The following is a 21,664-nucleotide window of genomic DNA, read 5'->3' on the forward strand; positions in this document are numbered from 1 at the left end:
AATGGCACGCAACGACTGGACCCCGGCGGAAATCGACGCTTCCGTAGCCGCATACTTCAAAATGTTTGGCCTTCACGATCAAGGTGAGCCGTTCGTGAAGGCGGACTTCATTCGCGACCTGCTCTCCACAGCCATCCAGAACCGCACCAAGGGCGCTGTTGAGATGAGGTTCGGCAACATCTCAGCAGTGTTGGAAGAGAATCATCTGCCATGGCTCAAGGGCTACGTGCCCTACCGCAATTACCCAGCACCGCTGGTCCCAGTAGTGCTGCGTGCGGCGAAGGGGCTGGTTCCGCTTGGACCGACGTCGGACTCCTTGGAACTCGACAAGAGCACTAAGCGAGCGCGGGCACTCGGTCCCCTGAAAAAGCCCAAGGGACAGGAGTCGCCGGACTCGACCTCGGTGACATCCAAGGTCTTCAAGCGTGACCCGCTTGTTCGTGCATACGTCCTGGAAAAGGCAGACGGAAAGTGCGATCTATGTGACAGCCCCGCGCCATTCGAGGACAAGGACGGCGATCCATTCCTCGAAGTCCATCACGTCAAGACGCTCGCGGAGGGCGGGGCTGATACAGACGAGAATGCCGTCGCGCTCTGTCCGAACTGTCACCGCGCACTGCACCTCGCTAAAGATCGCGAGCAGCGGCGGGCCCGTCTCTACACAAAGGTCTCGCGCCTTCGAAATCGCTAGGTAGCTCGGTGGGCGCTTCCGTAAAGAAGCAGGCACGCCCTCCCTGGAGGGCGTGCCCATGATGGAAGGAACGCTTGCCAACCTTCCTAGCGACCAGGGCCTGGAGTCGCCATGCAAGGCGCCATTCTCCACCCACGCGGCTCTCAACACGCACACCCAGGCCCCGTTTCCACGCGGGTGCAGGAGCCCCGGCCCCGCCGCGCCGTCAGACCGCCGCCGAAGAGGAGAGCCCGATGACGACCGCCACCCCCAAGGCCGCCCGCTCCACGGAGGGCCCCGGGCTGGTCATCCTGCTGGGCGCGCTCATCGGCTTCGGGCCGCTGTCCATCGACATGTACCTGCCGGCGTTCCCCTCCATCGCGCAGTCGCTGCACGCGAGCGCGGGCGAGGTGGAGCGCACGCTGGCCACGTTCTTCGCGGGGCTGGCGTTGGGACAGCTCTTCTCCGGCCCGGTGAGCGACCGGTTCGGGCGCACGAAGCCGCTGTACGTGGGGCTGACGCTCTACGTGCTGGGCTCCATCGGGTGCGCGCTCTCGCCCTCGGCGGGGGTGCTGGCGGCGTGTCGGTTCGCGCAGGCACTGGGCGGTTCGGTGGGCATGGTGTCCTCGCGGGCCATCGTGCGGGACCTGCACTCCGGCGCGGCGGCGGCGCGGATGATGTCGCGGCTGGTGTTGGTGATGGGGCTCGCGCCCATCCTGGCGCCGTTGCTGGGCGGCTGGGTGCTGGACCAGTCCGGGTGGCGCGCCATCTTCTGGAGCCACGCGGTCATCGGCGTCATCGCGCTGGGCGCGGTGTTCGCCATCCTCCCGGAGACGGCGCCGCCCAGGAGCGGGCCGTCCCAGCCCTTCCGCTCCATGGTCCGCATCGTGCGGCAGCCGGACTTCCTGGGGTACGCGCTGGCGGTGGCGCTCTCGCAGGCGGGGATGTTCGCGTACATCGGCGGGTCGCCCTTCGTGTTCATCACGCTGCACGGCGTGACGCCGGGGAACTTCGGATGGTTCTTCGGAGCGAACGCGGCGGGGCTGGTGCTCGTGTCGCAGCTCAACCACCGGCTGCTGGCGGGCTCCTCGCCGGAGCAGGTGCTGCGCTGGTCGCTCCGGGTGGCCGCGCTCGCGGGGCTGGCGCTGGTGGGCGTGGTGGTGACGGGCCTGGGCGGGCTGTGGGGCATCGCGGTGGCGCTGTTCGTGTTCGTCTCCAGCCTGGGCGCCATCACGCCCAACGCGACCGCGCTGGCGATGGAGCACCAGGCGAAGCAGGCGGGCATCGCGTCGGCGGTGCTGGGCGCGCTCCAGTTCATGCTCGCGGCCGGAGCGTCGGCGGCGGTGAGCGCCAGCCACGACGGCACCGCGAGGCCCATGGCCCTGGGCGTGGCCACCACCGCGCTGCTCGCGCTGGGGGCGCTCGTCCTCGCGCGCCGCACGGCGCCGCCCCCGAAGGAAGGCACGCCCGCGGTCGAGTCACCCGCTCCGACGAGGCCCTGACACTTCGGTTCGGGACACGGCGCCAATCCCTCCGGGCCGGATAGGGTCCGGGCATGGAGCCGACCCGCATCCGCCAGCATGTGAAAGCGCCCCGCGCGAGCGTCTATCGCGCACTCCTGGACGCGCGAGCCATCGCGACGTGGAAGGTGCCGCAAGGCATGACGGCCCACGTCCATGCGTTCGACCCGCGCGAAGGGGGCGCGTTCCGCGTCTCGCTCACGTACGAAGCGCCCACCGGGGCGGGCAAGACGACCGCGCACACGGACACGTACCACGGTCACTTCGCGAAGCTCGTGAAGGACACGCAGGTGGTCGAGGTGACGGAGTTCGAGACGGAGGACCCCACGCTGCGCGGCGAGATGACGGTCACGCTCACGCTCGTGGACGCGGACGGCGGCACGGACGTCATCGCCGTGCACGAAGGGCTCCCGAGCGGCGTGTCCCCCGCCGACAACGAGACCGGCTGGCGGATGTCCCTCGAAAAGCTCGCGGCCCTCGTCGAGGCGGGTTAGCGCAAACGGGCGTCGCGCGGGAGCCCAGGGCTCCCAGGCTCGGAAACCAGACAGGCTTTCCCTTCCACGCGGCAGGGGTGGGTTTGACGCTCCTGGTCATGAGCATGGATAGTGCGCCCGCGATGCTCGCTCCCTTCTTCTCCGCCTGTCCTATCTGCAAAGCCACCGGGTCCCGTCCGGTGGTGGCCTTCAAGGAACTGAGCTACGGCCGCTGCGCGGGCTGTGGGCTCATCTACAAGCGTGAGCAGGTGCCCGGCCTGGGCTCGGGCTACGAAGAGGACTTCTTCAAGCACAACCGCGCGAAGTACATGAGCCGCTGGGACCACCGGGTGCGCAAGTGCTTGCGCCAGGTGCAGGTGTGTCTGGAGTACGCGCCCCACGCGAAGGACCTGCTGGATGTGGGCTGCTCCGCGGGCTACGTGCTGGAGGCGGCGCGGCGCGCGGGATTGAACCCCACGGGGTTGGACTACTCGCAGTTCTCCGTGAACCTCTGCCGCGAGCGGGGCTACGCGGCCGAGTATGGCTCGATGGCGAAGATGCCGTTCCCGGATGCGTCCTTCGACATCGTCACGCTCAAGCACACGCTGGAGCACGTGGATCCGCCCATGGACGGCCTGCGGGAGATCCACCGCGTGCTGCGTCCGGGTGGGGTGGCGTTCGTCATCGTGCCGGACGCGGCGTACTACAAGATCATCGTGATGCCCCGGAAGGGCCGCTCGTTCCGCCCGGACCGGCGGGGCTGGCAGCACCACGTCTACTTCTACGAGCACAACCTGGCGGACGCGTGCGCGCGGGCCGACCTGGCGCCGGTGAAGGCGGGCAAGGCCATCCTGCGCCGGAGGCTGGCGAAGGGCCTCCGGGCGCCGTACGAATACGCGCGCTTCGCCCTGCTGTGGGCCTGGGTGCAGGTGTGCCGCGTGACGCACCTGCGCCGGGAGATCCAGGTCATCGCCCGGAAGCCGCTGGCGGACGCGCAGCTCCCCGCCTCGAACGCCGAAGCCGCCTGAGCGCGGGCCCGTCCGCGGAGCCCCACCGGCTCCGCGTGGAGGGACGCCGTGCGCCCCTGCCAGCGCCGCTTCCCACTCCACCTGAAGCGCCGCCGTGCCCGCTCCGCCAGCGCGGCTTCCCGCTCCACCTGAAGCGCCTCCGTGCTCACGCCCTCCGCGAGAGCCACAGCATCAGCCCGGCGGACAGCACCAGCGCCAGGGGGCCCAGCCAGTCGCCCCACGCGCCCGCGAGCGAGTGCAGCCGCTCCGCCGCCGGCACGCGCATCACCACGCTGGAGCGCTGGTTGTCCTCCATTTCGGAGGTCCAGGTGCCCGCGGGGTCGATGAAGGCGGAGATGCCGGAGTTGGTCACCCGCACCTGCGGGGTGCGCGTCTCGATGCTGCGGAAGGCCGCGTGCATCAGGTGCAGCCGAGGCGCGGGGGTGCCGGAGAACCACGAGTCATTGGACAGCGTGAGGATCAGCTCCGCGCCCTGGCGCACCTCCTCCGCGATGTAGTTGGGAAAGAGCGCCTCGTAGCAGATGAGCGGCGCGACCTTGAGCACGCGCCCGCCGTTCAACCGGAAGTCCACCATGCGGGGCCCGGGCCCGCGCTTCCAGCGGCCGGTCCACGGCATCCACGCCCGCAGGGTGGGCGAGTCCACCGCGTCCGGCACCCACTCCGTCAGCGGGAACAGCATCGTCTTGCGGTACGCGGCCTGCGCCAGCTCGCCCGTCGCGGAAGGGCCCAGGAACATGGCCGCGTTGAACTCGCGTTCGCCGTCCAGGTCATACGTGCCGAACACCAGCGGCACCCCGCGCTCCGCGACCCACGCGCGGATCTCCTCATCCAACGCCCCGCCGTCCTCGCTCTTCGGCGTGCCGAACGTCGTCGGGTACACCGTCTCCGGCCACACCAGCAGGTCCAGCGGCCCCGAGCGCAGCAGCGCGTCCGACATCGCGTAGTGCGTGTCCAGGATGTCGCGCACCACCGTGTAGGTGCCCTCCTCCGCCGCCCGCTTCTCGATGTTCGTGATGTTCGCCTGCACCGCGCCCACCACCAGCGCGGGTGAGGCGCGCACCGCCGCGCGCACCTGGCCCAGCCGCAGCGCTCCGTAGCCGAAGCCCACCAGCCCCAGCGCGAGCGCCAGCGCCAGGGGCACGGGCCGGAGGCCTCGCCGCGCCGAAAGCCCCTGCCCCACCGCGACGACGCCTTCATTCACGAGCAGCAGGCCCAGCGTGAGGCCCGGAGCGCCCGCCACGTCCGCGCCCTGGCGCAGGACCTCTGACGCGTAGAGGCCGTGGCCCAACGTCTCCGCGAACAGCTTGGGGGTGAGCGCCTCGGTGCCCACGTACACGAGCGCGGTGAGCACGGGGGGCACCCACGCGAGCCGAGGCTCCGCCCCCACCTTGCGCCGCGCGTACCACCGGGCCCACGCGGCGGTGAGGAACTGGAGTTCGAGCACGGGGGCGATGAGCAGGAACACGCCCCAGCACAGCCACGGCGGCGCGTGCGAATACGCGGCGATGGCGCCCGGGAACCAACCAAAGACAAGCGCGGTGAACGTCACCGACAGGAGCGTGCCCAGGGCCAGCGCGGCGCGCGCTGAAGGGGCCCGGTCCAGCGCCGCGAGCCACGGCGCCATCGCCACCGCGCCCAGCCAGACGAAGCCCGGCCGCAGCTCACCGAAGCGGGCGAACAACACGGTGGTCGCCGCGACGCCCAGGAGCGCCCCGGCCCACCCTCGCCATCCCGTCACGGCGCGTCCCCGTCCTCGGGTTCGGCGGGGAGCTCCAGCATCTGGCGGGGCATGCCGGGGGGCGCCAGTTCCTCGGGCACGACGCGGTTCTCGGGGATGGGGATGGGCTGCCCGTTGGCGTCCTTCGGCGTGAAGTCCGGATCAAACATCAGGATGGCGGCCACGGCCTGACCGTGGTCGGTGGCCTGATAGTGGCGCAGGTAGCCGGGGGGCAGCTCGAAGCCCTCGGGCACGACGAGCCCGCGCTTCAGCGGCTTGGTGCCGCGCTGGTACAGCGCCGTGCCGCTCTTGCCTTCGGGGGGCGGATCATCGACAGGCACGGGGGCGGGCTCCTCGACGGGCGGGGGCGCCGCGACGGGGGTGGAGGGACGCGCGCGCGGGGGCGGCGGGGGCTCTCGCGGAGCGGGCCTGGACGCCACCTCGACCACCTGGGGCGGCATTTCCTCCACGGTCACGGGCCGGGAGAGCCACCAGGCGCAGAGTCCCAGGCACAGGGTGGTGAGGGCGACCGCGCCGCCGATGAGCCATGTGCCCGCGCCGCGGGACTCTCGCGAGGGCGTCACCCGCGTCACGCCATCGGAATCCGTGCGACGCTCAGGGCCAGACTGCGGGGAACGCATGTTCTCGGGGAGCCTCCGGGAGGCGTATGCTACGGAAGCCGCTCGCTCCGAAGCAATGCGCACGCCGCCACCCATGACCTTCGACGCGTCAGGCCCCTTCCCCGTCCACGCCCTCACGCCGAGGCTGCGAGCGCTGGGTGCGCTCCTGCATGCCATCGTCCTGGGCACGCTCGGCTACTTCACGGCGTTGCTGTTCGGGGACGTGCTCGCGGGGACCCAGGACGTGCAGCCCGGGCCGCTGGCGACGGGGTTGGCGGTCGGAGGGCTGCTGCCGCTCATCGCGCTGCGCCTGTTGAGGCTGGGGACGCGGGCCACGGTGACGGTGCGTCCGGAGGGCCTGGTGCTCACCCAGTCCGGGGGCGCGCACTTCGAGATTCCCTTCGAGGCCCTGGCGTCGGTCCATCCGTGGTGGTTGCCCGTTCCGGGCCCCGGGCTCACGTTGAAGCTGCGCACGGGGCGGGCGTTCGCGTACGGCCTGGAGTCGCAGGACCCGGCGCCCCTGCTGACGGCGATGGGGGCGTTGGGTGAGGCGCGCGACCATCCGCTGGTGCGCTACGCGCAGGCGCGGAGCGCGAAGTGGCGCAGGCGTTGGTACGACTGGCTGTTGAAGTACGGGCTGGTGCCGGGGGTGCTGGCGGCCATCTTCTTCCGGGCGCACCAGTACATCTCCTTCGGGGGGCCCTTCGGTGAGTGGCAGATGTACGGCCTCAAGGCGTATCTGTTCACGTTCGTCCGGACGTGGCTGCCGGTGTTCCTGGCCCTGCTGCTGTTTGGCTGTTTCTGGAGGGCGCTCGCGGAAGCGCTGTGTTTCGGAGCGGCGTGGCTGGGCCCCCGGTGGGCGCGCCGCGTGCGCACCGGCGCGGAGTGGACCTGCCGGGCCCTGTATTACGTCGCGCTGCCGGTGTTCCTCGCGGTGCGCCTGCTGGGCTGAGGGATTGGAGGCCGCGCAGCCCTCCTGGTAGGTTGTGTGCGTGATTCGAATCCTTCTGCTTTGCCTTCTGGTGGCCCCCGTCGTCGGCGCCAGCGAACGTGAGAAGACCGTCGTGCGTGCGCTCATGCTTTCAGAGCATCCGGACGGCGACACCCACCGCGTCTACGTAAAGGGGCAGGTGGTCACGACGCTGCGATTCGAGAAGGCGGTGGATGCCGACAGGACGAAGTTGCTCGGCTGGGAGGGACGGCTCGAACCGCTGGCGGTGGTCCGCAACAAGGTCATCCTGGAGCCGACCCACGACCTCAACGAAGAGGAAGGGGTTCCACTGGTCGTGACGCTCGTGGATGGAACCGAGGTGCCGTTCCTGCTGCGGCCTCCGGGCTGGGAGAAGCAGGGCCTGCCCGACCAACAGGTCGACGTGTTCAAGAACCGCGAGGGCTACGCGGCCATGCACGCGGCGCTGCGCAGGGCGCTCCAGGAGAACAGCTCACTGACCAAGGAGAACCAGCGGTATCGCGAGGAGGAGACCTCCGAGGACCACGCCCTGGCCGCGCTCCTGGCTGCGGGAGCTGTCGCGCAGACGCCCTTCATGATTGCGAGTCGCATCAACGGCGAGGATGGCGACACGAAGCTCAAGGCGACCCTGTTCCGGGGAAAGGGTAAGGCGGCGGTCGTCCTCACGATCAGGAACCTCTCCCTGAAGCAGGCCTGGAGCATGAAGTCCGCCCGACTCCTGAGCGTTTCGAGCGGAAGGGAGAGCGCCGTCGCCGTTCGCTCGACCCGTCCCTCGATTGCTCCTGGAGAGTCCGGCGTGGTGGCATTCGTGGCGGACAGGAGTGCCTTCGTCGAGGACGGCAAACTGACCTCGGTCTTTCTGGAGTTCTACCGGCAGGATGGCCTTCGGCAGGCAGTCGTTCAGCTAGATCCTGATCTCGTTGCACAGTAAGAGCGCGACGCATGGCCTCTACCAAGCTCGCGCTCCTGGGCTGCGCAGTGCTGCTCGTGACCTCGTCCGGCTGCCCTGGCTCCGCGACGAGCGGGGTGGCCCTTCGACCTGACGGGACGCCAGGACCGGAGAAGTGTCCGGAAGAGGCGCGCAAGGCGATGAACTACTTGCGGCTGTTCGTCGGTGCGTCCGCGTGGATCCAGCTCGACGCGAATCAGTCCAGCAGCCCGCTCGCTCTGTACGAGGGCTCGATTGAGAGCGTGCTCGAAGATGATCTCGGCCCCCTGGCGGCACCGGCCCGGCTCTATGGCCGGGTCTGGACCAGCGGTCCCCAGGCTGTCATCCGGTACTACGCCGCCCAGCCCCTGGATGGAGGGGACCAGGTTCCCATCTGCGCGGTGGCGAGGTTGGGCATCGGGCAGCTCAGGAAGCTTCCAGGCTCCAAGCCTGGGATGGCCGTCCTTGGCGCTTCCAGCGCGGGCGTCTACATCGTGGATGAGTTCAGGTAGTGCGCTGGTCCACCGGGCACTCCGCCCCCCGTAGCTCGCCGCTCAGACCGGGTCGAATTCTCCTCCCACGATGCCGACGCGCTCCAGCGCGGATTTGATCTCCTCGTCAACGATGATGGGGGGATGCCAGCCCCAGAGGCGGAACACGCGCGCGTCACCGACCTTCGAGGTGTCGATGCGCAGCCCGATGACAGAGCGATATTCGCCCACCCTGTCTGGTCGGCCGTCTTCTGGCGTATAGAACTGCACCTCCGCGCTCGCCTTGTCGTCGATGCAGCGGACTGTTCGCACCACATTCATCAGCCAGTAGGGCTCGGCCTGCCCCTCGACCTCAGCTGGGAAGAGCTGTACATCATGCGGTGCGAGCGCTCGGAAAACGTCCGCAACCCGAGCATTGACGACGGGTGCCTGACCAACTCCGGCTGTATCGAAGTCCAGTGGCCTCCCAGGTCGATCCAACGAGATGCGCAGCCGTTCGTTGAATTCCATGGGGTGGCCGTAGCCGAACACCCAAACGTCCTCGAGTTCCGCGCCATCAAGAGTCGTCGGCTCTCCCAGGTACCAGCGCCCCTTGACGTACACATCAATCGCCAGTCGGAAAAACCGTCGAGTCATCGCTCAAGTCCAGGAGTCTTTGTCTTTGTAATCAACTTCCGCATTTCCGTGCCTGCGGTGACCAGGTCTTTCGCAATCTTCGCAAGCTCGCCCACCAACGCAGCCCGACATTGGTCAGCACCCTTGCAGCTGTTCATGGCTTTAGCGATCCGGTCCAGCACCGCCTGATGATACTCGCGAGGATGAGGCCCCCTGTGTCCATCAATGCGCACTTTGTTCGCAAGGTCATTGAGATCCATCTGAGTTCTTCTGAAATATCGCTCGAACTGCGGTGTCCACGGCCCACCTGAGCTGCCGGACACCTCGTTCTTGTCCGTGCAGATGTGATGCACGTCCCCCTCCGGGTCCCCCTGGATCCCGCCCCCGCGCCCCGTCGCTCCCCAGCACCCTTCCGAACCGGTGCCCCACCTCCTTCAGTTCCTCGGGGCTCCGGGCGGCTTCGGACTCCTCCATCAACCGCAGGAAGGCCCGGCCCAGGTTCCACACCGGCCCCGTGCCCAGGTACGCAATCAACGACGCGGTCAGCGCCAGCGCGACGAGCTTCGTGATGGGCTCGGGCATGACCAGCAGCAACAGCGCGCTGCCTACCGTCGCCGTGACCATCGTGCGCAGCGCGGCGGGAGCCATCAGCTCCTGGATGACGCCCGCGACGCCCTCCCACACCGTGTCGAATGCGAAGAAGAGCGCCATCATCCCCCGCTGCATCGCGCCGGACATGAACCCGCGCCCCAAGAGGCCCAGGCAGGCCTCCCGCGCCTCCAACCCCTCACAAATCCGCGCGGACAGCGCGCTCCCATCGCCGTCCACCACGCCCCCTGCCGAAGCCAGCAACACGTGCCGTCCCGACAACCCGAACGACAGGTCCAGCCGCGTGTCGAGCACGAGCCGCGTGACAGCCTCCCGGAAGGCCGCGTCGTCGATCTCCACCGGCGCGGACGGCGTGGGCGTGTACACGATGAACCTCCCCTGCCCCGTCTCCAGCGTCACCCCACGCGGCGTCGCGCACCCCACCGTGAGCAGCAAGGCAACGAGCCAACAGGCCTTCATGAAACCTCCGGACATGACAAGGCCCCCGACCCAATGACAGGTCGGAGGCCCTGGGCACTACGGATGCGGCTTCAGCTTACGGCGTCGCGGGATCGAAGGTGGAGATCGACCAGCCCATGCGCTCGTGGCCGAACTGGTTCCAGATCGGGTTCTTGCCGTTGACGATCTGCGCGTCCGTGTACGTCGGCGCGGCCGAACCGGAGCCGGAGCCGGAGAAGATGTTCACGCCGATGGTCGGGCCCGAGTACGTCGGGTGCGTGTTGTCGGACTGGATGTAGTCGTAGCTGGTGCTCGCGTTCGCCAGGTGCAGGTTCGCGTCGCGCAGCGTGCTGCGCAGGGTGACGCTGATGCGCTGCACGTAGGCGTCCTCGGACTCACCGGGGATGTAGGCGATCGCGGCCGAGTCCACCTGGCCGTCGCCGTTGCGGTCGTAGTCCGCCGCCATCATCTCCGCGAAGGAGTCCGCGCACTTGAAGCCGTACCGCGACGCCAGGTTGCAGGCGCGCCAGTTGCTGCGCGCCAGCAGCGGCAGGAAGTAGGTCTGCTTGTTCACCTTCTGCTTCGTCACGGAGTCCGTGCAGGCCGTCAGCACGTTGTCCGCGTCAAAGCCGGGGTAGTAGATGTTCGCGATGACCTTGACCTTGGCGCTGGTCGCGTACTGGTTGATGGTCTGCATGCTGCGTTCCATGTACGTGGTGCACGCCGCCAGCGCCGACTGCAGGCCGCTGTAGTTGCACGTCCCCGTCTGGTCGGAGAACGCGCTGCGCGCCTGCAGGTAGTCGTTGCCGCACATCTCGAACATCACGACGCGCGTGTTGGCGGACTGCATGTACGAGCGCTCGTTGACGATCTTGTTGTTGTAGATGTCGTCCGCCTTCGCACCGGACTTCGTGCGGCGGATGACCTCCACGTTCGTGCCCCACTTCTTCGCCGCGTACTCACCTTCCACCACGGGAGCGCCACGGCGCGCCACGGCGCTGATGCCACCGTTGTAGCCGGCGAAGATGGAATCGCCGTACGCCACCACCCGGTACGTCTGAGACGCCGAACGGTTGATGGTCCACGACGTGTTCTGGTTGATGGTGCTGGCCATCGCGCTTCCACCCAACGTGGTGGCGGCGAGGACGGCGGCGAGGGACAGCCCGCTGCGACGAACGGACATACCGGCTCCTGAGGAGGTAGGGGGTCTCTCCCCAGCAAGGGGAGAGGCGGCGCAAGGTACACGGGTTTGATTGAGGAATCACCTCCCAGACCCGAAATAGCCCCACACCTTGCATTGCCGGTTGAGCATGAATTCCGCCATGGCGCGTCAGAGCTGGGGGTGCCTGCTTTGACGGATGACGCGACGCCCCAGGTTGACGCGTTGTTTCATCATGTTTCAGGGGCCGCGAAGCCTGTCTGGCTGGAAGAATCCGCTGTCTGTGTTTGCTCGGAGGGAGAACTTCCCCGCCGGGGCTGCCGCGCCGCGCCTAGACTGCGAGGTCGTGAACGTTCCCCGGGGTGCCCGAGCGTTGGGACAGTGGCTGCTGCTGGGCGGCACGGTGGGCGGCGTGTGCGGTGTGGCGTCCGCGGTGTTCCTGGCGCTCCTGGAGTGGGCCACGGAGGTCCGGCTGGAGCAGGGGGCGCTGGTGTACGCGCTGCCGGTGGCGGGGCTGGTGCTGGGCGCGGTGTACGGCCGGTGGGGCGCGTCCATCCGGGGCGGCAACAACCTGGTGCTGGACACGGTGCATGAGGGGGACGCGGTGATTCCCCTGCGCATGGCGCCCATGGTGCTCGTGGGCACGGTGCTCACGCACCTGTTCGGCGGGAGCGCGGGGCGCGAGGGCACCGCGGTGCAGATGGGCGCGAGCCTGGCGGACCAGATCGCCCACCGCTTCCGCGTGGCGCCGGACACCCGGCGGGACTTGCTGGCGGCGGGCATCGCGGGCGGCTTCGGTTCGGTGTTCGGCACGCCGCTGGCGGGGGCGGTGTTCGGGCTGGAGGTCGTGTGCGTGGGGCGGCTCGGCTACGAGGCGCTCCTGCCCGCGCTCACCGCGTCGGTGGTGGGGGACCTGGTGACGCGGGGGCTGGGCATCCACCACACCGTGTATCCCTCGCCCCAGGCGCTGGCGTTGACGCTGCCGGTGCTGGGCAAGTGGCTGGTGTTCGCGGCGGCGGTGGCGGCGGTGGCGGTGGCCTTCATCGAAGGCACGCACGGGCTGAAGAAGCTGCTGGAGCGGTACGTGCCGTGGCTGCCCCTGCGCATGGCGCTGGGCGGCCTGGGCGTGGTGGGGTTGTGGAAGCTGTCGGGGACGGACGACTACCTGGGCCTGGGCGTGCCCGGCATCCTGCGCGCGTTCCAGGACGTGTCGCTGCCGGGGGACGCGTTCGCGTGGAAGCTCGTCTTCACGGCGGTGACGCTGGGCGCGGGGTTCCTGGGGGGAGAGGTGACGCCGCTGTTCTTCATTGGCGCGGCGCTGGGCAACGTGCTCGCGCGGCTGCTGGGCTTGCCGGTGGACCTGGGCGCGGCGGTGGGCATGGCGGCGCTGTTCGCGGCGGCGGCGAACACCCCCCTGGCACTGTCACTGATGGCGGTGGAGCTGGTGGGCGGCGCGGTGCTGCCCCACGTGGCCATCGTCGCCACGGTGGCGTACCTGCTCACCGGGCACCGGGGCATCTATCCGTCACAGCGCATCGCCCGGAGGAAGCTGGGCGGGCCGCTGCTGGACCGCATCGTGTCCTTGCGAGAGCTGCACGGGACACCGCGGAAGCCCTGACGGCTCGGGCGTCAGGGCTGCCGGTCATGAGGGTGTCACCAGGGTGGGCAGCCGAGCAGCTCTGTCAGATGGAGCGCTGGCCATCTACCCACTTTTTGAGGGTCCATTCCCATGAACTCATTTGAAATCAGCAGGTTGCGCGTTCATTCAGTCTCGTTATCTACTCACTTATCTACTCATGACCGCCCCTTCCCTCCCCCAGCTCCTGGACGTCGTCCAGCGCCTGCAACCGGTGTCGGCCGAGGCGCTTCAGCAGCATTTCGGCGTCTCGCAGCAGACCCTGTCGCGGTGGCTCAAGGCCGCGGGGGATGCGGTCTGCCGGATGGGACGGACTCGGGGCGCTGTGTATGCCCGGACGCGCGGGGTGGCGGGGCTGGGAACCCAGGTCCCCCTCCATCGGGTGGATGAGGCAGGCCAGCTCCATCGTGAGGGTGCGCTCCATTTCCTGTCCTCGGGTGGAACCTGGCAGGAGGCTGCCAGGGGCCTCGGGCAACGCTTCGAAGGACTCCCGCCCTTCGCGGAGGAGATGAGCCCCCAGGGATACATGGGCCGGGGTTTCCGAGAGCGTCATCCAGACCTCGCGCTCCCTCCCCGCACGACGGACTGGAACGAAGATCAGGTGCTCATCGCCCTGGCGCGACGCGGAGAGGACTGCACGGGAGACCTCATCCTGGGTGAGGAGTCCCTGAACCGCTACCTGGCCATGTGGGTCCAAGAGGTCCGCCGGGACAGCTACCCCAAGCGGGCCCGGACGTTCCTGGCGGATGGCTCGGGCTCGTCCGCTGGGGGTGAGCAGCCGAAGTTCGCCGTCTACGCCGAAGGCCGTCATGTGCTCGTGAAGTTCGCGGATGCGAGCGCAGGCAGTGCGGGACAACGCTGGAGGGACCTGCTCGCGAGCGAACACCTCGCGTTGGAGTCCGTGCGTACGGCAGGGCTCGATGCGGCGAAGGCCCACAGGTTCGACCTGGAAAGTCACCGATTCCTGGAGGTCGAGCGGTTTGATCGGATCGGACTTCGAGGGAGACGCGCCCTGCTGTCATTGCGTGCCATCGACAATGAGTACGTCGGTTCGGGAGGCACCTGGACCGACGTTGCCCTGCGGCTGTTTGCCGAACGCCGGCTCTCCCAGGAAGACGTCCGGAGGATCCGCTGGCTTGATACCTTCGGCCAGCTCATCGGGAACACCGACCGGCACCTTGGCAATGTCTCCTGCTTCGTGGAGTCGCCGGGGCGGTTCCAGCTCGCGCCCATCTACGACATGCTGCCCATGGTGTTCGCACCGGATGGCGCGCACCTCGTCGAGCGTGAGTTCAAGCCCGCGCCACCCCATGCCAACAACCTGGACGTCTGGGCGGACGCCGCCCGCCATGCGCTGGCGTACTGGGACACGCTCGTCGCGTCTCCGGACATCGGTGAGGACTTCCGTCAACGCTGCGCCACCTGCCGGGCCCGGCTCGCGGAACTCATCGCCCGCGTGCCCGTGAGCTGACGCCTACGGCACCACCCGCGCCGTCGCGTCCTCGCGCCGCCGCAGCTCCGGGGAGGCCACGCGGAACTCCGCGGGCAGCATTCGCAGGATGCGCTCGCGGCGGTACCGGGCGCTCGCCAGCCGTTGCTCCAGGGCCACCTTCTCCGCCCGGGTCTCCTTGTCCGGCGTCCCCGTGCGCAGGGCCAGCGAGGCCAGCCTCCGGGACACCTCCTCCACCTCGCGGTCGATGAGCACCGGCTGGATGTTCCGCTTCGCGCGGGCCTTGCGTCCGGCGGCGTTGTTCTCGATCCACACCGGCAGCACCGCCACGTCGCCCAGGGCCACCGGCGCACCCGCCTCCGCGCGCGTCACCCCCACGCGCAGCAGCAGCGAGTCCCGCTTGTCCCCCTCCGTCCCCGCCCCTCCCGCCCGGTGCTTGTAGAACCGCCCCTGGTTCGCCACCAGGTTGCCCAGCGAGTACGCGATGAGCCCCCTGCGGCCGGACTTCGTCGTGTACGCCTCCAGCGGCTGAAGCACGTGCGGATGGTGCCCGATGACCGCGAACGCCCCCGCCTCCAGCAGGGCCTGCCCCAGCGCCCGGTCCAGCGGGTGCGGGGCCTCCGCGTACTCGCGCCCCCAGTGCACCAGCACGAACAGCGCATCACACCGCGCCGCCGCGACGCGCACCCGCTCCACCGCCTCCTTCTCACTCACGCCCCGCCGCGAGGCGTGCTCCGGATAGGGCACCAGGGCCGCGTGCGGCGCGTTGGCGTCCTTCGGGTTGCTGAAGCCATTCAGGCTCCGCGTGAAGGACAGGAAGCCCAGCCGCACCCCGCGCACCTCCATGAACACCGGCGCCCAGGCCGCGTCCCGCGTGGCCCCGGTGCCCGCGTGCCGCAGCCCCGCCACGTCCAGGTGGCGCAGCGTCTCCACCATCCCCTCCGGGTGCTGGTCGCGCGCGTGGTTGTTGCCCGTGGACACCACCTTCACGCCCGCGCCCACCAGCGCCCGCGCCATCGCCGGTGGCGCGTTGAAGACGAGCTCCTGGGTGACGGCCTTGCGCTCGTCGGTGACGGGCGTCTCCAGGTTCACCACGCCCACGTCCGCCGTGCGCAGCACGTCCGACAGCGGCCCGAAGACGTGGCCCCAGCCCTCGTCATTGAGTGAGGGCGCCGCGCCTCCGCCCGGAGCCACCGCCCCGGTGCGCGCATGCGCCCTCGCCACCGACTTCACCTCGCCGTGCGGAATCACGTCCCCGCCAAAGACGAGCTCCACGCGCGCGGGCGCGGCGGCCACCAGCGCCGGCACCAGCCACCCCACGAGCGCGGACACGAAGCCCGCGCGCTGCCTACCCGCCGTCACCGGACTCCCGCACCCCGATGATGACCTCGCGGTTCCACGGGTCGCGCCGGGTCGTCGCGGAGCAGCCCGCCTCCCGCATCCAGGTGAGCCAGTCCTCGCGCCGGAACAGGCCGAAGCAGTGGCGCTCCTGCGACATGCTCACCGTGCCATCCGCTTCGCGCAGCAGGTACGCGAACGCCGTCTCGAAGGTCTCATCCTCCGGGTCCGGATCCCACGTCCACATCAGGTAGCGCATCCCCCGCCCGTCCGGCGAGTCGTGCCCCCCCGACTCCGTGGCGGGCTCGAAGGTCTCCCGCACGAAGTCCGGCAGCAGCACCACCGCGCCGCCCGGCCGGCAGTGCGCCACCGCCGTCTGGACCGTCGCCCGCGCCGAGTCCCGATCCGCCGCGTACATGATGGCGTCGTGCACCATCACCCGGTCGAACGTGCGCCCCAGCCGCAGGGACGTCATGTCCCCCACCCGGTGCTCGCACTCGGGATTGACGGCCCGGCTGACCGCGACCATCTCCGGCGCGCGGTCCGTCAGCGTCAGCGTGAAGTGCGACTTCAGGTGGAAGGCCAGGCTCCCACCGCCCGCGCCCAGCTCCAGCATCGTGGTCGCGGGCCCTGGCGCCGCCGTGCGCAGGATGCCCAGCAGGTCCTCCGCCTCCTCCACGTACTCCTCCGGCGGGGAGAACATGGGCCACCAGGACGCGAGGTCGGTGTAGAGCTGGGGCTCCTCCAGCGGAGGAGGAATCACGGTGCGCAAGGCCATGGAGGTTCTTCCTCGGGGACGGTCCAGCGTTCTACCGCTCGCGTGACGGGGACGTCCACGACGGCTAACGGACCTGGATGGCGTCCGCGACGACGTAGGTGCCGGCCGTGACCCAACGGCTCAACTGGACCTTGTTCCAGCCCGCCGGGAAGCTCCACGAGCCCAGCGTGTTCCACCGGGCGCCGTTGAGCTGCTGGTTCACCTTCACGTTCGCCAGCTGCGTGCCCGCCGCGTTCACGACGATGAAGGGCGCGGCCGTGGAGCGGTCCGTCGCCGCCGTCCACCACGCATCCACCGTCTTCGTGCCCGCCGTGGGCAGGTAGAACCAGAACGTCGCCGGCTCCGACACCGCCGCGCCCGGCGACACCAGGTAGCTGCTGCCGTAGTAGCCCGCCACGTTCGTGGACGACGCCCAGCTTGAACCCGAAAGCTGGATGTAGCCCTTCGCCGGGTCGTTGTTCGCGTTGTTGCTGTCCACCACCAGGCCCGTGGGCGTGCCCCCGCCCGACGTCCACAGGTACGTGACGTCCACCCAGTCGTTGTTCGTCATCCCCAGGTCCAGCCAGAACGTCCCGTCCGCCAGGTCGATGCCCGCGGGGTTCGCCGGCCGGCGCCCGAATTGATCCAACCCGCCGTTGTAGCCATCCTGGTACGCCGCCTGCGCCTCCGGCTTGCCCTGCGGCAGGGTCTTCCACATCTCGCGCACGCTGGAGGGGTTCCAGTAGTCGTCCTTCGTGTTCCAGGGCCCCACGTCCCAGACAGACGTCGTCGTGCACTTCGCCGTCTTCGAATAACAGACGCGCACCTGGTATTCGGAGCCGCCCTTGGACGCGAGCCCCCGCCGCGACGGCAGCGCCGCGAACCGGTCATTCGTCCGGATGACGTGCCCGTTCGCCGTCGTGCCGCCCACCAATCCCTCACGGGTGGCGAAGACGCGGTAGCTCAGCGGCGCCAGCGCCTGGAGCCCCTCCTCCGCGTCCGTCCCCTCGCGCCAGCCCTCCAGCGCCACCTCCTGCACGGCGGGGCCCCGGCCGCGCTCGTCCGCCACCAGCGCCAGCCGCACCTGCACCTCCGTGCCGGAGCGGGGCAACCTCACGGCCTCGCCCGCGCCGGCCGTGCGCCACTCGCTCCAGGCGCCGCCCGGGACGCGCACGCGCACGTCCACCTCCACGCCCATGCCCGGGGCCTGCGTCGCCTGGATGCGCGGACGGAACGTGTCCACCGGCTGCGCCAGCGTCCGCGCCGGGAACGTGAAGAGGCCCGTCAACCGGCTGGACCCTTCAGGCCGGCGCATCACCGCGTTGGGTTCGTACAACAGCCCGTCCCGCGTGCTCACCAGCTCGCCCGTGCCCTCGCCCGTGGACAGCGCCTCCGTCCAACGCTGGGCGCCTTCCTGCGCCCGCTGGCCCTCCGGAGCAAAGGGCTCGGCCGGAGCGGCCACCGCGAGCCCCTCCGTGAACACCGCGCCCAACATCACCGTCATCAGGGTGGACCGCCACGACGCGCGCATGTCTGGACTCCCGGGAAGGGTGAAAAACGTTTAGACGGATAGATTTTAAAATCCGTCTTTCCCGGTTCTCAAGAGCCGCGAAGTGAAAGTGTGCGTCGGGGCCTCCTGACCCACTGCATCACGGCGTGGCGGGGTTCGGGTCGCAGACCTGGTACTTCGTCGGGAGGGTGCAGCCCGCCATGGCGCAGTCCGGCGACTTCGCGTCGGCCTGGTCCTTGGCGATGAGCTGCTGGAGCTCCTCGCGCCCCACGCATTTGACGCCGTTCGCCTCGACGCCCGGGCAGCAGCCGCAGCCACAGGCGGTGTACGCGGCGGCCCCCGGGTCCGGCCGGTCCGCGGGCGTGGGGGTGGACGGCGCCTGCGCCGGAGCCTCCGCGACCGGAGCCGGCTGGGGCTCCGGGCGGGCGGATGGGGAGGAGCACCCCGCGGACAGGGCCAGGAGCAACGGGGCAATCATTCGCATGTCCCGGAGGATAGTCGAAAGGCTCTCTTCGGGATGCCGCGGCCCGTGGCGGCCTACTTCGTACCGAACAGCCGGTCTCCCGCGTCGCCCAGGCCCGGCAGGATGTAGCCGTGCGCGTCCAGCTTCTCGTCGATGGCGGCGGTGAAGACATGCACGTCCGGGTGGTGCTCGCGCAGGTTCATCAGCCCCTCCGGACAGGCCAGCAGACACACGAAGCGCAGGCTCCCGGGGCGGCTGCGCTTCACGCGCTGGAGCGCGGCCACCGCGGAGTTGCCCGTGGCGAGCATCGGGTCGCAGACGATGACGTCCCGGTCCTCCAGGTCGGCGGGCACGCGGTAGTAGTACTCCACCGCGCCCAGCGACTCCGGGTCGCGGTACAGCCCGATGTGGCCCACGCGCGCGGACGGCACCAGTTGCAGCAGCCCGTCCAGGATGCCCTGCCCCGCGCGGAGGATGGGCACCAGCACCAGCTTCTTGCCGTCCAGCGCCCAGCCGGTGGTGCGCGCCATGGGCGTCTGGATCTCCTCCTCGCGCAGCTTCAGGTCGCGCATCGCCTCGTAGCCGAGCAGGAGGGAGATCTCCTCCAGCAGCGCCCGGAAGGACGCCGTGCTCGTGTCCGTTTTGCGCATCACCGTCAGCTTGTGCTTCACCAGCGGGTGATCCACCACCGTGCAGTTCGGGAAGTCCATGGGTTCTCCTCGCGCCGCCCGGGGCGTCCCGGGCGGCCTGTGGGCCTGCTCAAAGCGCTTCATGTCCCCAGCAGCTTCAGAACACCGTGCCGTCGCTGCGCACGCGGATGGGCGGCACGCCCCCGGCGCGCAGCTCCCCCGCCACGCGGCGGCCCGCCGTCCACGTCCCGCCCTGGAGCACCTTCGCCAGGGGCAGCTCCTCCGCGCTCAACTCCAGCCGGCCGCGCACCAGCGCCGCCACCCGGTCCAGCAGCGCCACCGTCAGCGCGCGCCACTCCACGATGGGCGCGTCGCCGGGGTCATACACCTCCGCCAACAGCCTCGGGTCCTGCGGCACCAGCACGCCCAGGTCCACGAAGAGCCCGCCGTTGCGGTACTCCGGCAGGCCGGTGAGCGCGTCCAGCTCCGTCACCACCACGCCGGCCTCCGCCAGCGGCTCCACCAGCGAGTATGCCAGCCACTGGGACAACTTGTGGAAGGGCACCAGCGAGTCCGCGCTGTCGGTGGGCCCCAGCGCCGGGTGCGCCCACACGTCGCCCAGGTTGACGCCGTCCACCGTCGTGCGGCCCGGCCAGATGGGGCCCAGCACGTCCAGCACCGTGCCCAGCACCTCCGCGGCCCGCACGCTCCGGCGGTGCGCCGCCAGCATGTCGAACAGCGACCCGGGCCGGGGCAGCACGCGCGACAGCTCCTTCATCAAATGCAGCCGGCCCTCCACCCCGAGCAACGGATTGGACGCGGACACCTGGAAGCCGCGCTCCAGCGACTCGCGCGTCATGCGCCCCAGCGCCTCCGCGTCCGCGCGCAGCGGCCGGTCCGGATCCGAGGAGAAGCCCCCCGCCATGAACATCCGCAGCGACGCCACCGCCAGCCCCTCCGAGCGCACGTACGTCGCGCCCCCGGGCTCCTGGTAGCGCCACGCGGGGCCGCTGCCCGCATCGAGCAGCACGCTCACCACCCCCAGGTCCACCTTCGCCCGGGCGCGCTCCTCCGGCGGCAGCGGCGCCAGCTTCGCCTGCAGCTGCGCGAGCCGGGGCACCCCGCCCGCGTCGAAGTGCCGCCAGCGGCTGTGCACCGGGATGTCCAGCCGGGGGTACGCCTCATGCGTCACCGCCAGCACCCGGTCCACCACCGTCGGCAGCCGTGAGGGCTCCACCCGGAAGTACTCCAGCCTCCCGGCCAGCCCCAGGTCCAGCACCTGGTGACACCGCTCGCGGATGGCCGCCGGGCTGCGCAGCCACGCCACCGTGGGGGACACCTCCTGCACCCGGATCGCGTCAAGCATCGAGGTCCCGTCCCTTCACCTGCGCCAGCGCCCCCGCGTCCGCCACCGGCCCGCGCGTGAAGTAGCCCGCCGCCTTCTTCGCCTCCATCTCCACCCGGGCATCCGCTGGAATCAGCCCGTCCGGGATGGGCACCCGCTCCAGGATTTCAATCCCCGAGCGCACGATGGCGTCATGCTTCATGTCGCTCATGGACACAAAGCGGTGGATGCGCGTGATGCCCAGCCAGTGCAGCACGTCCGGCATCAGCTCCTGGAAGCGCATGTCCTGCACGCCCGCCACGCACTCGGTGCGGTGGAAGTACGTGGCCGCGGAGTCGCCGCCCTCCTGCCGCTTGCGCGCGTTGTAGACCAGGAACTTGGTGACCTCCCCCAGCGCCCGGCCCTCCTTGCGGTGATACACGATGAGCCCCACCCCGCCCTGCTGCGCCATCCGCACGCACTCCTCAATCCCATGCACCAGGTACGGGCGGCAGGTGCAGATGTCGCTGCCGAACACGTCGGAGCCGTTGCACTCGTCGTGCACGCGCGCCGCCAGCGGGACGTCCCGGTCCGCCAGCTTCGCGATGTCGCCAAACACATACAGCGACAGCCCCCCGATGGGCGGCAGGAAGACGTGCAGGTCCGGGCGGGTGATGAGCTCCGGGTACATGCCGCCGGTGTGCTCGAAGAGGCCCCGGCGCAGCGCGCCCTCCGTGAGGCCGAAGCGCTCCGCGATGCCCGGCAGGTACCAGACGGGCTCCACGGCGGCCTTCACGACCTTGATGTCGCCGTTGGCCGCGACCAGATCGCCGTCCACCTTGAGGCGCCCGGCCAGCATCGCGTCGCGCACCTCCGGCATGTTGATGTGGGCCCGGGTGACGGCGATGGTGGGCCGGTAGTCCACGCCCTGCTCGGCGTACGCGCGGAACACCTGCGACGCCACCGCGCCCCAGGGGTCCAGCGACACGATGCGCTTGGAGTCGCTCCACGACGGGTACGGCCCCACCTGCGCCGCGGGGGACGTGTTGGTCAGGTCCGCCTTGTGGTCCTGCGGCAGCTTGCCCGCGGACACCGCCAGCGCGCGGTAGATGGCATACGCGCCCGAGTGCGTGCCGATGACGTTGCGGTTCCCGGCGTCGGACATGGTGGCCACCACGGGGCCGCGACGCAGGGGCTCCGGTTCGCCCCAGCGCAGGGGCACCCCTGGCACCTGGAGGTCCGGGTGCGACGTGAGACGGATGTGATTGACGGGCTTCTTGTCAGCCATGAGGGCGCCCTCCTGTCGGGCGCGGGAGCAG

At 69.9% G+C, this 21,664-nt stretch carries 22 protein-coding genes; 9 read left to right on the top strand and 13 right to left on the bottom strand.

Features of this window, described 5'->3' with window-relative positions; genetic code table 11:
• Position 1 precedes the first annotated feature (1 nt).
• The 4 genes from OV207_RS00045 (at position 2) to OV207_RS00060 (ending at position 3,691) form a co-directional block, all read left to right on the top strand.
• Entirely contained in the window at positions 2-691 is a 690-nt protein-coding gene (locus OV207_RS00045; protein ID WP_267551478.1) for an HNH endonuclease, read from the top strand.
• Positions 692-924: 233 nt separating this feature from the next.
• A complete protein-coding gene (locus OV207_RS00050; protein WP_267551480.1) occupies positions 925-2,172 on the top strand; it encodes a multidrug effflux MFS transporter in 1,248 nt (415 codons plus the stop codon).
• Positions 2,173-2,225: 53 nt separating this feature from the next.
• Positions 2,226-2,684: an SRPBCC family protein gene (locus OV207_RS00055; RefSeq protein ID WP_267551481.1), complete on the top strand. Its 459-nt coding sequence runs from the start codon at positions 2,226-2,228 to the stop codon at positions 2,682-2,684.
• 98 nt (positions 2,685-2,782) lie between these two features.
• Positions 2,783-3,691: a class I SAM-dependent methyltransferase gene (locus tag OV207_RS00060; protein ID WP_267551483.1), complete on the top strand. Its 909-nt coding sequence runs from the start codon at positions 2,783-2,785 to the stop codon at positions 3,689-3,691.
• Positions 3,692-3,836: 145 nt separating this feature from the next.
• Here OV207_RS00060 and lnt read toward each other — a convergent pair whose 3' ends face one another.
• Together lnt and OV207_RS00070 are read right to left on the bottom strand one after the other, a co-directional pair.
• On the bottom strand, positions 3,837-5,429 hold the full coding sequence (gene lnt / locus OV207_RS00065; protein WP_267551484.1) for an apolipoprotein N-acyltransferase: 1,593 nt from the start codon (positions 5,427-5,429) through the stop codon (positions 3,837-3,839).
• Positions 5,426-5,992 (bottom strand): hypothetical protein, encoded by a 567-nt coding sequence (locus tag OV207_RS00070; RefSeq protein WP_267551486.1) that lies wholly within the window; start codon positions 5,990-5,992, stop codon positions 5,426-5,428. The genes lnt and OV207_RS00070 overlap by 4 nt, the downstream gene beginning before the upstream one ends.
• 130 nt (positions 5,993-6,122) lie before the next feature.
• On the opposite strand from OV207_RS00070, the gene OV207_RS00075 reads away from it, so the two are divergent.
• Genes OV207_RS00075 through OV207_RS00085 form a run of 3 tightly spaced genes read left to right on the top strand, consistent with a single transcriptional unit; the run spans position 6,123 to position 8,438 of the window.
• On the top strand, positions 6,123-6,980 hold the full coding sequence (locus tag OV207_RS00075) for a hypothetical protein (RefSeq protein WP_267551488.1): 858 nt from the start codon (positions 6,123-6,125) through the stop codon (positions 6,978-6,980).
• A 40-nt stretch (positions 6,981-7,020) separates the two neighbouring features.
• The gene (locus OV207_RS00080; RefSeq protein ID WP_267551490.1) at positions 7,021-7,929 is read left to right on the top strand and encodes a DUF2381 family protein; all 909 of its coding nucleotides are present in this window, start codon (positions 7,021-7,023) and stop codon (positions 7,927-7,929) included.
• A gap of 11 nt (positions 7,930-7,940) precedes the next feature.
• Positions 7,941-8,438, top strand: a complete 498-nt coding sequence (locus OV207_RS00085) for a hypothetical protein (protein ID WP_267551493.1) — start codon at positions 7,941-7,943, stop codon at positions 8,436-8,438.
• A gap of 42 nt (positions 8,439-8,480) precedes the next feature.
• Here the strand turns inward: OV207_RS00085 and OV207_RS00090 are convergent, their stop codons facing one another.
• The 4 genes from OV207_RS00090 to OV207_RS00105 form a co-directional block, all read right to left on the bottom strand.
• A complete protein-coding gene (locus OV207_RS00090; RefSeq protein WP_267551494.1) occupies positions 8,481-9,053 on the bottom strand; it encodes an imm11 family protein in 573 nt (190 codons plus the stop codon).
• Positions 9,050-9,385: an AHH domain-containing protein gene (locus tag OV207_RS00095; protein ID WP_324291479.1), complete on the bottom strand. Its 336-nt coding sequence runs from the start codon at positions 9,383-9,385 to the stop codon at positions 9,050-9,052. Before OV207_RS00095 ends, OV207_RS00090 begins: the two co-directional genes overlap by 4 nt.
• Positions 9,279-10,100 (bottom strand): hypothetical protein, encoded by an 822-nt coding sequence (locus tag OV207_RS00100; protein WP_267551497.1) that lies wholly within the window; start codon positions 10,098-10,100, stop codon positions 9,279-9,281. Before OV207_RS00100 ends, OV207_RS00095 begins: the two co-directional genes overlap by 107 nt.
• A gap of 76 nt (positions 10,101-10,176) precedes the next feature.
• A complete protein-coding gene (locus OV207_RS00105; protein ID WP_193429503.1) occupies positions 10,177-11,262 on the bottom strand; it encodes an SGNH/GDSL hydrolase family protein in 1,086 nt (361 codons plus the stop codon).
• Positions 11,263-11,584: 322 nt separating this feature from the next.
• On the opposite strand from OV207_RS00105, the gene OV207_RS00110 reads away from it, so the two are divergent.
• Positions 11,585-12,856 carry a chloride channel protein gene (locus OV207_RS00110; protein ID WP_267551498.1) on the top strand — a complete coding sequence of 424 codons (1,272 nt, stop codon included), beginning with the start codon at positions 11,585-11,587 and terminating at the stop codon, positions 12,854-12,856.
• 178 nt (positions 12,857-13,034) lie between these two features.
• Entirely contained in the window at positions 13,035-14,345 is a 1,311-nt protein-coding gene (gene yjjJ, locus OV207_RS00115) for a type II toxin-antitoxin system HipA family toxin YjjJ (protein WP_267551499.1), read from the top strand.
• Between the two features lie 3 nt (positions 14,346-14,348).
• On the opposite strand, the gene OV207_RS00120 is transcribed toward yjjJ, so the two are convergent.
• The 7 genes from OV207_RS00120 to OV207_RS00150 form a co-directional block, all read right to left on the bottom strand.
• A complete protein-coding gene (locus tag OV207_RS00120) occupies positions 14,349-15,656 on the bottom strand; it encodes a CapA family protein (RefSeq protein WP_324291493.1) in 1,308 nt (435 codons plus the stop codon).
• A gap of 16 nt (positions 15,657-15,672) precedes the next feature.
• Positions 15,673-16,440: a class I SAM-dependent methyltransferase gene (locus tag OV207_RS00125; protein ID WP_267551502.1), complete on the bottom strand. Its 768-nt coding sequence runs from the start codon at positions 16,438-16,440 to the stop codon at positions 15,673-15,675.
• 64 nt (positions 16,441-16,504) lie between these two features.
• Positions 16,505-17,950 (bottom strand): hypothetical protein, encoded by a 1,446-nt coding sequence (locus OV207_RS00130; RefSeq protein ID WP_267551504.1) that lies wholly within the window; start codon positions 17,948-17,950, stop codon positions 16,505-16,507.
• Between the two features lie 118 nt (positions 17,951-18,068).
• Positions 18,069-18,407 (bottom strand): hypothetical protein, encoded by a 339-nt coding sequence (locus OV207_RS00135; RefSeq protein ID WP_267551505.1) that lies wholly within the window; start codon positions 18,405-18,407, stop codon positions 18,069-18,071.
• Between the two features lie 59 nt (positions 18,408-18,466).
• Entirely contained in the window at positions 18,467-19,102 is a 636-nt protein-coding gene (gene upp, locus OV207_RS00140) for a uracil phosphoribosyltransferase (RefSeq protein ID WP_193429497.1), read from the bottom strand.
• A 76-nt stretch (positions 19,103-19,178) separates the two neighbouring features.
• Positions 19,179-20,387: a URC4/urg3 family protein gene (locus OV207_RS00145; RefSeq protein ID WP_267551506.1), complete on the bottom strand. Its 1,209-nt coding sequence runs from the start codon at positions 20,385-20,387 to the stop codon at positions 19,179-19,181.
• Entirely contained in the window at positions 20,380-21,633 is a 1,254-nt protein-coding gene (locus tag OV207_RS00150; RefSeq protein WP_267551507.1) for a GTP cyclohydrolase II, read from the bottom strand. The genes OV207_RS00145 and OV207_RS00150 overlap by 8 nt, the downstream gene beginning before the upstream one ends.
• Positions 21,634-21,664 lie beyond the last annotated feature (31 nt).

The organism is Corallococcus sp. BB11-1 (assembly GCF_026626625.1).
Taxonomy (GTDB): Bacteria; Myxococcota; Myxococcia; order Myxococcales; family Myxococcaceae; genus Corallococcus; species Corallococcus soli.

Bases quoted from the DNA above. Each gene is read 5' to 3' on its own strand.
- OV207_RS00045 (WP_267551478.1), top strand. From the start codon at position 2: ATGGCACGCAACGACTGGACCCCGGCGGAAATCGACGCTTCCGTAGCC.
- OV207_RS00050 (WP_267551480.1), top strand. From the start codon at position 925: ATGACGACCGCCACCCCCAAGGCCGCCCGCTCCACGGAGGGCCCCGGG.
- OV207_RS00055 (WP_267551481.1), top strand. From the start codon at position 2,226: ATGGAGCCGACCCGCATCCGCCAGCATGTGAAAGCGCCCCGCGCGAGC.
- OV207_RS00060 (WP_267551483.1), top strand. From the start codon at position 2,783: ATGAGCATGGATAGTGCGCCCGCGATGCTCGCTCCCTTCTTCTCCGCC.
- OV207_RS00075 (WP_267551488.1), top strand. From the start codon at position 6,123: ATGACCTTCGACGCGTCAGGCCCCTTCCCCGTCCACGCCCTCACGCCG.
- OV207_RS00085 (WP_267551493.1), top strand. From the start codon at position 7,941: ATGGCCTCTACCAAGCTCGCGCTCCTGGGCTGCGCAGTGCTGCTCGTG.
- OV207_RS00090 (WP_267551494.1), bottom strand. From the start codon at position 9,053: ATGACTCGACGGTTTTTCCGACTGGCGATTGATGTGTACGTCAAGGGG.
- OV207_RS00100 (WP_267551497.1), bottom strand. From the start codon at position 10,100: ATGAAGGCCTGTTGGCTCGTTGCCTTGCTGCTCACGGTGGGGTGCGCG.
- OV207_RS00105 (WP_193429503.1), bottom strand. From the start codon at position 11,262: ATGTCCGTTCGTCGCAGCGGGCTGTCCCTCGCCGCCGTCCTCGCCGCC.
- yjjJ (WP_267551499.1), top strand. From the start codon at position 13,035: ATGACCGCCCCTTCCCTCCCCCAGCTCCTGGACGTCGTCCAGCGCCTG.
- OV207_RS00125 (WP_267551502.1), bottom strand. From the start codon at position 16,440: ATGGCCTTGCGCACCGTGATTCCTCCTCCGCTGGAGGAGCCCCAGCTC.
- OV207_RS00130 (WP_267551504.1), bottom strand. From the start codon at position 17,950: ATGCGCGCGTCGTGGCGGTCCACCCTGATGACGGTGATGTTGGGCGCG.
- OV207_RS00135 (WP_267551505.1), bottom strand. From the start codon at position 18,407: ATGATTGCCCCGTTGCTCCTGGCCCTGTCCGCGGGGTGCTCCTCCCCA.
- upp (WP_193429497.1), bottom strand. From the start codon at position 19,102: ATGGACTTCCCGAACTGCACGGTGGTGGATCACCCGCTGGTGAAGCAC.
- OV207_RS00145 (WP_267551506.1), bottom strand. From the start codon at position 20,387: ATGCTTGACGCGATCCGGGTGCAGGAGGTGTCCCCCACGGTGGCGTGG.
- OV207_RS00150 (WP_267551507.1), bottom strand. From the start codon at position 21,633: ATGGCTGACAAGAAGCCCGTCAATCACATCCGTCTCACGTCGCACCCG.